Source organism: Thermomonas sp. S9 (assembly GCF_024704365.1).
Classification (GTDB): domain Bacteria; phylum Pseudomonadota; class Gammaproteobacteria; order Xanthomonadales; family Xanthomonadaceae; genus Thermomonas.
Window position 1 is genome coordinate 147,698 of sequence record NZ_JAJDFY010000001.1, and the last position, 9,530, is coordinate 157,227.

Annotated in this window: 7 protein-coding genes and 1 pseudogene; 5 read left to right on the top strand and 3 right to left on the bottom strand. The window is 70.1% G+C overall.

Features of this window, described 5'->3' with window-relative positions; translation table 11 throughout:
• Positions 1–21 precede the first annotated feature (21 nt).
• Positions 22–1,638, bottom strand: coding sequence for a malate synthase A (aceB, locus tag LJB71_RS00810; protein WP_259302732.1), 1,617 nt, complete (start codon positions 1,636–1,638; stop codon positions 22–24).
• A gap of 123 nt (positions 1,639–1,761) precedes the next feature.
• Here aceB and LJB71_RS00815 point away from each other — a divergent pair, with 123 nt between their 5' ends.
• Positions 1,762–2,733, top strand: coding sequence for a LysR family transcriptional regulator (locus LJB71_RS00815; RefSeq protein WP_259302733.1), 972 nt, complete (start codon positions 1,762–1,764; stop codon positions 2,731–2,733).
• A 7-nt stretch (positions 2,734–2,740) separates the two neighbouring features.
• Here the strand turns inward: LJB71_RS00815 and LJB71_RS00820 are convergent, their stop codons facing one another.
• Positions 2,741–3,718: an isoaspartyl peptidase/L-asparaginase gene (locus LJB71_RS00820; protein WP_259304698.1), complete on the bottom strand. Its 978-nt coding sequence runs from the start codon at positions 3,716–3,718 to the stop codon at positions 2,741–2,743.
• A gap of 225 nt (positions 3,719–3,943) precedes the next feature.
• A pseudogene (locus tag LJB71_RS00825) lies at positions 3,944–4,714 on the bottom strand (cyanophycinase); the annotation flags it as partial.
• 73 nt (positions 4,715–4,787) lie between these two features.
• Here LJB71_RS00825 and LJB71_RS00830 point away from each other — a divergent pair.
• The 4 genes from LJB71_RS00830 (at position 4,788) to LJB71_RS00845 (ending at position 9,498) form a co-directional block, all read left to right on the top strand.
• Complete coding sequence (locus tag LJB71_RS00830; RefSeq protein ID WP_310649430.1) at positions 4,788–5,360, top strand: sigma-70 family RNA polymerase sigma factor; 573 nt, start codon at positions 4,788–4,790, stop codon at positions 5,358–5,360.
• Positions 5,347–5,673 carry a DUF4880 domain-containing protein gene (locus tag LJB71_RS00835; RefSeq protein ID WP_259302735.1) on the top strand — a complete coding sequence of 109 codons (327 nt, stop codon included), beginning with the start codon at positions 5,347–5,349 and terminating at the stop codon, positions 5,671–5,673. Before LJB71_RS00830 ends, LJB71_RS00835 begins: the two co-directional genes overlap by 14 nt.
• A 32-nt stretch (positions 5,674–5,705) precedes the next feature.
• Positions 5,706–6,353: a FecR domain-containing protein gene (locus tag LJB71_RS00840; RefSeq protein ID WP_259302736.1), complete on the top strand. Its 648-nt coding sequence runs from the start codon at positions 5,706–5,708 to the stop codon at positions 6,351–6,353.
• 88 nt (positions 6,354–6,441) lie between these two features.
• Complete coding sequence (locus LJB71_RS00845) at positions 6,442–9,498, top strand: TonB-dependent receptor (protein ID WP_259302737.1); 3,057 nt, start codon at positions 6,442–6,444, stop codon at positions 9,496–9,498.
• Positions 9,499–9,530 lie beyond the last annotated feature (32 nt).

The window sequence follows — 9,530 nt, forward strand, 5'->3', positions numbered from 1 at the left end:
AGGCGCGAAAAAAGGAAGTGCTCAATCCAGCCGTTCGTAGGCCGGCAGGGTCAAAAACGGGGCGAGTTCCTCGGCATGGATGAGGCGGTCGAGCAGGCCGATCGCTTCGGCGACGCGGCTGGCGCCGGGCAGCCCCGGCTGGGCGTGCAGACGGCTGGGCAGGGTGATCAGGGCGCGCTCGAACAGGGCGAAATCGACCGCGGTGCCGTCGTCCAGCGCGAGCGGCTCGCCGCCGGCATCGGCAAAATGCAGCCACTGCCACAGCTGCGCGCGCGCGATCTCCGCGGTGGCAGCATCCTCCATCAGATGGTGGATCGGCACGCAGCCGTTGCCGTCCAGCCAGGCGGCCAGATAGCGCACGCACACCTCGACGCCGTTCTCGAAGCCGGCGCGGGTGAGCGTGCCGCGGCACGGCTGCAGCAGGTCGGCGGCCTCGACGTGTACGTCCTCGCGCAGCACATGCTGCTGGTTCGGGCCGCGCATGCGCGCATCGAACACCTCGCGCGCGACCGGGACCAGCGCCGGGTGCGCGACCCAGGTGCCGTCGTGGCCGGCGGTCACCTCGCGCAGCTTGTCCGCGCGCACCCGCGCCAGCGCCTCCGCGTTCGCCTGCGGATCGTGCGCGATCGGGATCTGCGCGGCCATTCCGCCCATCGCGTGCGCGCCGCGGCGGTGGCAGGTCTGGATCAGCAGCTCCGAGTACGCACGCAGGAATGGCTGCGCCATCGTCACCTGGCCGCGCTCGGGCAGCACCCGGTCGCGGTGCCGGCGCAGGGTCTTGAGATAGGAGAAGATGTAGTCCCAGCGCCCGCAGTTGAGGCCGACGGCGCGGCCTTTCAGCGCGTGCAGGATCTCGTCCATCTCGAACGCGGCCGGCAGCGTCTCGATCAGCACGGTGACCTTGATCTGCCCGCGCGGCAGCGCAAGCCTGTCTTCGATGTGGGCCAGCACCGCCTCCCACAGCGCGGCCTCCTCCATCGACTCCAGCTTGGACAGGTACAGATAGGGCCCGCGGTCGCGCGCGGCCAGCGCGCGGGCGTTGTGGAAGCAGAACAGCCCGGCGTCGAACAGCGCCCCCGCCAGGCGCGCGCCGTCCACCCGCAGATGCTTCTCGTCCAGGTGCCAGCCGCGCGGGCGCACGATCAGCACCGCCTGCTCGGCCTGCGGGCGCAGCGCGTAGCGCTTGCCGCCCGCCTCGTGGGTGAGCGTCCCGGCGATTGCCGCGCACAGCGCCAGCTGCCCGGTGACGAGGTTGGCCCAGGTCGGGGAAGTCGCATCCTCGAAATCCGCCATGTAGCAGCTGGCGCCGGAGTTCAGCGCGTTGATCACCATCTTCGGGTCCACCGGGCCGGTGATTTCCACCCGGCGGTCGCGCAGCGCGGCCGGCGCCGGGGCCACCGTCCACTCGGCGGCGCGCAGGGCGGCGGTGTCGGCGCGGAACTCCGGCAGCGCGCCGGCATCGAAGGCCTGCTGGCGCGCACGGCGGGCGGCCAGCCGGGCCTGGCGTTCGCGCTCGAAGCGGCGGTGCAGGCCGGCAAGGAACCCCAGCGCGTCCGGGGTGAGCAGCGCGGCCTGCCCAGTCGCCTGCGCGGTGACCTCGACCCCTGCCCCGATTTCGGGCTGGACCTGCTGCTGCATGACTGCCGACATCGTCGCTGTGCTCCCGTGCTGACTCGTGGAGCGCTACCATCCGATGGCGTGTGGTATTTGACAAACGAGATTTATCAATGTTTTGTATTTATTGAACAAATACTGAAACAGATGTCGCCCGCCCGTCCGCCCCGCACCCCGCGGTTTTCCTACAAGGGCTCGCGCCTGAAGCCGCTGCGGGCGTTCTGCCAGGTCGCGCGCCTGGGCTCGATCAGCCGCGCCGCGGAGGCGCTCTACCTCAGCCAGCCGGCAGTGACCCTGCAACTGCAGGCGTTGGAACGCGAACTCGGGGTGCGCCTGTTCGAGCGCAGCGGACGGCGCCTGACCCCGACCCGAGAAGGGGAGCTGCTGTACGAGCTGGCACGCCCGCTGGTGGAAGGGCTGGACACGCTGGCCACCCGTTTCCGTGAACAGGTGCGCGGGCTGGATGCGGGTGAGCTAAACGTCGCGGCCGGCAGCTCGACCATCCTGTATCTGCTGCCGCCGATCGTGGAGGCCTTCCGGCACCAGCATCCGGACGTGCGCCTGACCCTGCACAACGTCACCGGCGCCAGCGGGCTGGACCTGCTGCGCAGCGACGCGGTGGATCTGGCGGTGGGCTCGATGCTGGACGTGCCGGCGGACCTGGCCTACACCCCCGCCCATCGCTTCGAGCCGATGCTGATCACCCCGCTGGATCACCCGCTGGCCAGCAAGGCCGAACTGGAGCTGGCGGACCTGTCTCCGTACGGGCTCATCCTGCCGCCCAAGCGCCTGACCACCTACCGGCTGGTGGACCTGGTGTTCCAGCAGCACCAGGTGCCGTACACGGTGGCGCTGGAGGTGGGCGGCTGGGAAGTGATCAAGCAGTACGTGGCGATGGGCCTGGGCATCAGCATCGTGACCGCGATCTGCCTGACCGCCGCCGATCGCCAGCGGCTGGCCGCGCGCTCGCTGGCACGCTGGTTCCCGGCGCGCAGCTACGGCGTGGTGATCCGCCGCGGCAAGGCGCTGTCGCCGCAGGCGCGTGCGTTCGCCGCGCTGATCCAGCCGCAGGCGCTGGCCCCGCGCGGCCACGACGAGAGCGGGCACTCCGAGCGCTGAGCCCGGCCTACGGCGTCTGCCCCGGCAGCGGCAGCGGATCCTCGCGGTAGATCGCCACATGCGGTACGCCGTCGGGGCCGATCCAGCCGCGGTACATGCCCGGCGTGTTGAACGGAAAGGCCATCACGCCATCGGCGCCGAGTGCGATCGCACCGCCGTCGCCGCCCGCCTTGGGAATGATGTGATTGATGACCTCATCGGCGGCTTTCGGCAGCGGCTCGCCGGCGAGCCGGGCGCGCGCGCAGATCTCGTGTGCGGCGGCCGTGCGGATGTAGAACTCGCCCCACCCGGTGCCGGACACCGCGCAGCCTGCCTCGGCCCAGGTGCCGGCGCCGATGATCGGGGCATCGCCCACCCGCCCGTAGCGCTTGTTGGTCATGCCGCCGGTCGAGGTGCCGGCGGCGAGGTTGCCGTGCGCATCCAGCGCCAGCGCCCCCACGGTGCCGAAATAGGCCTTGCCCGGCAGCACCAGCGGCTGGTTCGAGGCCTGCGCCGCGCGCTCCTCCCGCAGCGCCTTCTGCAGCTGCTGCCAGCGCTTTTCGGTGCGGAAGTAGGCCGGATCCACCAGGGTGATGCCCTGCTCGCGCGCGAACTGTTCGGCACCGTCACCGATCATCATCACGTGCCGGGAGCGCTCCATGATCGCGCGCGCCAGCAGGATCGGATTCTTCACCCGGTGCAGGCCCGCCGCCGCGGCGGCCTTGCCGCTGGCACCGTCCATGAGCGCGGCATCCAGCTCGTTGCGGCCATCGTGGGTGAACACCGCGCCACGCCCGGCATTGAACTGCGGTGCATCCTCCAGCACCGTGATCGCGGCGGTCACCGCCTCCACCGAACTGCCGCCGCCCTGCAGCTTCGCATAGCCGGTGCGGAGCGCCTGCTCCAGCGCCCTGCGCGCCTGCGTTTCTTCTTCCGGCGTCAGATCGCCATGCGCAACCCCCGCGCCGCCGTGGATGACCAGGGTCGGCAGGTCCAGCACGGCCAGTACGCCATCCCGAACCGTATACCGCCGGGTGAAGGCAGGGCGCTCCACTTCGCCAGAAGGAAGATGCAGGACCGAGCGGACATCCACCCCCACCGCCCACAGGCGTTCTATCCGCGCCGGGCGGTCGGGCTGCACACGCCGGTCGAATCCGCCGTGCACCACGGTTGCGCCCGCCCCCGGCGCCGTGGCGAACACCCGCGCACTGCCGTCGGCCTCCACCGCCAGCGCAGCGTTCTCATCCACTCCCAGCCCGATCAGGGGGCGGCCGGCCAGTTCCTCGCTCTTGGTCAGAAAAGCCACCAGCCGTCCCAGCCGGGCGCGCTCGCTGAAGTGGGTGTCGGTCACCACGCCTTCGAGGAGAGGAATGTTGAGGAATCCCGTCTCGATCGTATTGCTGTCGCCGAGCGGATCGGACAGCGCGCGTGGGCTGGTCAGGCTGCCGCCATCCATCGCCCCGTACAGATACTCGCCCAGGATGGCCAGACCCGCGCTGGTGCCGCCCAACGGTTTGCCCGCGCGGACGTGATCGTCCAACGCCTTCGCCAGCGGGGTGTCGCGCCAGTAGCGCACATAGCGGGACTGGTCGCCACCGGCGATGAAGATGCCGTCGGCGCGGCGGATCGCCGCAAGAATGGCCGGATCGCTGGCCGCCTCGCGGTCCTTGAACACGAATGTCTCGGCCGAGGCGATGCCGCCTACCTTGCGGTAGAACTCCTCGCCGATTTCGCCGCCCAGCGAAGCGCGCAGGATCACGATATGGCCGTGGCCGGCCTTGGCCATGAACCAGCGCAGCGCATCGAAATTGCGGTCACCCCCGCCCATCAGCAGCAACCCCGGCTGCACCCGCGCCGGAGCCTTGCCCGCGGGGTTGCCAAGCAGGTAGTGATCCACGTTCGCCGCCAGCGCCGACAACGGTGCCAGGACCGCCAGTACCGCCGCCAGCCATCGCGCGCTGCCGCCCACTCGCTGCATGTCGATTCCTCCCGCAGGTGCCATGCCGATGCAGGAAATAGACGAACGGACGCGCGGTTTCCCCCGCCGCGGCACTGGCTTCCGCTATGGTAGCGCCATGCAGACCGACCTCGACCGCTGGTTCATCCAGGAGATCCTGGTTCACGAACAGGCGCTGATGGCGTTCCTGCGCCGGCACTGGCCACATCCGGACGACCTGCATGATCTGCGCCAGGAGCTCTATGCGCGCCTCTATGAAGCCGCCTCCCGCGCGCGTCCCGTGCAGCCCAAGGCGTTTCTGTTCGCCAGCGCCCGCCACCTGATGGCCGATCGCCTGCGCCGCGCCAAGGTGGTCTCGATCGAACCGATGGGTGATTTTCCGCCTTCGCACGTCCTGATAGACGAGGTGTCGCCGGAGCGCTGGTGCGGCGGGCGTCAGTCCCTGCGTCGACTGGCGCAGGCGCTGGACCGCCTGCCCGACCGCTGCCGCGAGGTGGTATGGCTGCGGCGGGTCGAAGAGCTTTCCCAGAAGGACGTGGCGCTGCGGCTCGGGATCAGTGAGAAAACAGTGGAGAAACACATCGCCAACGCCATGCGCCTGCTTGCCGATGCCCTGTTCTCGGGCGAAGCGCCGCTGGCGCATGCGTCGGATCCGGCACGGTCGACGGAATCGCGCCATGGCCGCCGATAGCGCCACCATCGAAGCCACCGCCGCAGACTGGCTGGCACGCCGCGACGGCGGCCACTGGAGCGCGCAGGACGCGGCCGCGCTGCAGGACTGGCTGGATGCGGATACCGCGCACCGGGTGGCCTTTCTGCGCCTGCAGGCGGCCTGGCAGGAAAGCGCGCGCCTACAGGCGCTGGGCGCAGGCCGCGGCGCGCGCCGCGAACAGATGCTGCAGGCGCTGATGGCACACCCGCCGCGCCGCGCCCCGCATCGGCCCCGTCGCTGGCCGTGGGCGGTGGCCGCCGCCCTGGCCGGCTGCACCCTGGCCGCCGGATGAAGCTGTGGCGGCCGGCGCCGCAGCCCCAGCCTGTGCCCGGGCATGCCTACCAGAGCGGCGTCGGCCAGGTTCGCCCGCTCGTGCTCGGCGATGGCTCGCGGGTGACGCTGGCGGCCGCCAGCCGGATCGAGGTGCAGCTGACGCCGCACGCGCGCCGCGTCCACCTGCTCGAAGGCGAGGCGATCTTCGCCGTGGCCAGGGATCCCGCGCGGCCGTTCGCGGTCATCGCTCGCGGCTATCGCGCCGTGGCGGTCGGCACGCGCTTCTCGGTGCGGCGGGATCCCGGCAGTGTGCGGGTGGTGGTGACCGAGGGTCGCGTGCGGCTGGAGGACGCGGCGGGGACCGGCGGCGCTTCCGCGCTGCTGCCGGCCGGCAGCCTGGCGCTGGCGCGTGCGGACGGGGTGCTGGTCCGCAGGCTTGCGCTGGAGGACGCGCAGCACCTGCTGGACTGGCAGCAAGGCTGGCTCGTGTTCCGCGACACGCCTTTGTCCGAGGTGGTAGCCGAATTCAACCGCTACAACGCCCGCAAGCTGGTGCTGGCCGACGAACGCGCCGGCGCGCTGCGGATCGGCGGCAGCTTCCGCTGGGACAACGAGGCCGGCTTCGTGCGCCTGCTGGAGGCCGGATTCCCGATCCGCGCCGAGAGCGTGGATGGGCAGATCCTGCTGCACGCGCGTTGAGGAATGGTGGATGCGGGATTTCCCGCGGTCGCTCGTCATGATGCCGTAATGGCGCCACGTCGAGCGCCCACTCTGGGGAATCTTCGCCATGAAACCGCTGCGCGTCCTGCTGCTGTCGCTTGCCTGTTCCGCCGCCCTGGCGGCACAGGCGCAAACCGCCACCCGCCTCGACATCCCGGCCGGCGATCTCGCCACCGCGCTGGATGCCTATGCCCGCCAGACCGGCACCCAGCTGGTGTACCGCGCGGACCAGTTGAAGGGCGCGCGCAGCAAGGGGCTGCGCGGGCAAGCATCGTCCGCGCAGGCGCTCGATGCCCTGCTGGCAGGCAGCGGCTTCACCGCGCAGCGCGACGCCTCCGGGGCCGTGCTCATCGTGCCGGTTGCCACCGCACCGGCTCCGCCGCCGGTGCGCAAGCCGCCGGCGGCGCAGGCCGAAACGCCGGTCACCACCCTGGAAGCGGTGCAGGTCACCGGTTCGCGCATCCCGCGCGCACAGGTCGAGGGCCCGGCGCCCATCACCATCGTCACCGCCGAGCAGATCCGGGCCTCCGGCCTGACCACGGTGCCCGAGGTGCTGCGCTCGCTCAGCCAGAACAGCGGCAGCGTGCAGGGCCAGCAGAACACCACCAGCGCGCAGTCCACGCCCGGCGCGCAGGCGGTGGACCTGCGCGGCCTCGGCCCCAACCACACCCTGGTACTGATCAACGGCCGCCGGATCGCCGACTTCCCGCTGCCGCTCAACAGCCGCAGCAACTTCACCGACATCGGCAGCATCCCGCTGGGCATGATCGAGCGGATCGAGATCCTCACCGGCAGCGCGTCCGCCGTGTACGGCTCGGACGCGATGGCGGGGGTGATCAACTTCATCCTGAAGAAGTCGGTGGACGGGACCACCCTCGACTACCGCTACGGCGGGACCAGCGAGGGCGGCGGTGAATCGCACGATCTCACCCTGACCACCGGCTTCCAGCGCGGCGGTTTCAGCGCGCTGCTGGGGCTGGAACTGATCGACCAGCGCCCGCTGTGGGGATTCCAGCGCAAGGTGCAGGATTCGACCCTGGATGCGCCGATCCCGCGCCGCCGCCTGCCGCGCCTGATCGCGCAGGTGTACGACTGGGACGACGACGTCAACCTGCCGCCGCCGGACGGCTGCCAGGCGATGGCCGGGCTCAACGAGGGCACCACCGTGCTGGCCTACGACCGCTACGGCGAGCCCTATTGCGGCAGCGACCGCGCGATCGCCTACCGCACCATCCGCAACCAGCGCACCGGGGTCAGCGCATACGGGGCGTTCGAATACCGGATGTCCGGCGACCTGTCCTGGTTCGCGGACGTACAGGCGGCGCGCCAGACGGTGAAGCTGCTCACCGGCACCAACGGCAACGACGTGGTCAGCGACCACATGGGCTGGGAGTTCCACGACCCGGCCTCGACCGGCAACTACCGCAACAAGATGTTCTTCAACCAGGCCACCGGGCATTATGAAATCTGGTCGCGCCAGTTCACGCCGGAGGAAATGGGCGGGCTGCGCAACCGCATGAACACCACCACCCAGAAGACCCTGGCCGTCACCACCGGATTCAAGGGTGTGTTCGGTCGCGACTGGAACTGGGAGGCGGCCTACAACCATTCGCAATACGATGCCGACGTGGCGATGCCGCGGATCAAGGCGGCGGCGGCCAACACGCTGTTCCTGGGGCCACGCCTGGGCTACGACGCCGACGGCTACGCCATCTACGACGCCGACCCGGCGCGCCTGTTCAAGCCGCTGACCGAGGCCGAGTTCGCCTCCATCGCGGCGATGTCGGTGTTCCGCCCCAAGGCGGACAACGACAATCTCAGCCTGACCATGGACACCCCGGCCCTGTTCACCCTGCCGGCCGGCGACGTCGGCTTCGCAAGCGCCCTGGAATTCGGGCGCCAGTCCTACCGCATCAATCCCGATCCATTGGCACTGACCGACGATGCCTACGTGGGCCCACGCTATGGCGACGGCCACGGCAGCCGCAATCACTGGAGCGCCGCCGCCGAGCTGCGCCTGCCGCTGCTGCCCAGCGTGCAGGGCAGCCTCGCCGGGCGCTACGACCAGTACCGCTACGGCGGCCGCCAGCCGGGCAAGGTCACCTACAGCCTGGGCCTGGAATGGCGTCCGCTGGACAGCCTGCTGGTGCGCGGCTCCTACGGCACCGGCTTCCGCGCACCGGACATGCATTACCTGTTCGCCGGCAACGACTACTACCGCACCCGCTTCGCCACCGACTACTACCAGTGCCGGCTGGCCAATCCCGGCGCCAGCAACGCCTGGTGCTACGACGACGGCGGCTACGACATCAGCACCTTCGACGTATACAGCGGCAACATCGCGCTCGACGTGGAAACCAGCCGCTCCGGCACGTTCGGTTTCGTGTGGTCACCCAGCCACGGCTTCGACATCGCGATCGACTACTACACGATCCGCGTGCAGAACCAGGTGCAGGCCCAGGACCGTGACCTGCTGCGCCAGACCGAGGCCAACTGCCGGCTTGGCCAGACCGATACCGGGGCCCCGGTGGACATCCACTCGCCCACCTGCGTGGACGCCATCGCGCGGGTGATCCGCGACGGCAACGGCGACATCACCAGCGTGCATTTCGGGCCGATCAACATCGCGCGCGAACAGACGTCGGGCATCGATGTCACCGCCAACTACCGCCTGCAGACCACGGCCGGCGATTTCCGCTTCACCGGCAACTACAACTGGACCCGCCGGCACACCCGCCAGCAGTATCCGGGCGACCCCACCGAGGACATGCTGGCGGTGACCTTCAGCGACACCACCCTGCCGCGCGCCAAGGGCAATCTCGAAGTCGACTGGAATCGTGGCGCGTGGGGCGCCAGCCTGTTCGGCACCTACCTCGGGCGGGTGGCCAACTACGCCAACGATGCCTGGACGCACGCCACCTGGCGCTTCAATGCCCGCGTGCGCTACGACATCAACGACCATCTGCGCCTGGCACTGACGGTGGACAATCTGTTCAACCAGATGCCGCCGAAGGATCCCACCTGGGGCAACTACCCCTATTACGACACCTCGTGGTTCGACAGCATCGGCCGCAGCTTCTTCCTGCAGCTGACCTGGAAGCTGGGCGGCAAGCCGCTGCAGTGACCCGGCCCGGCGCGGCGCGACGGATCGCGCTG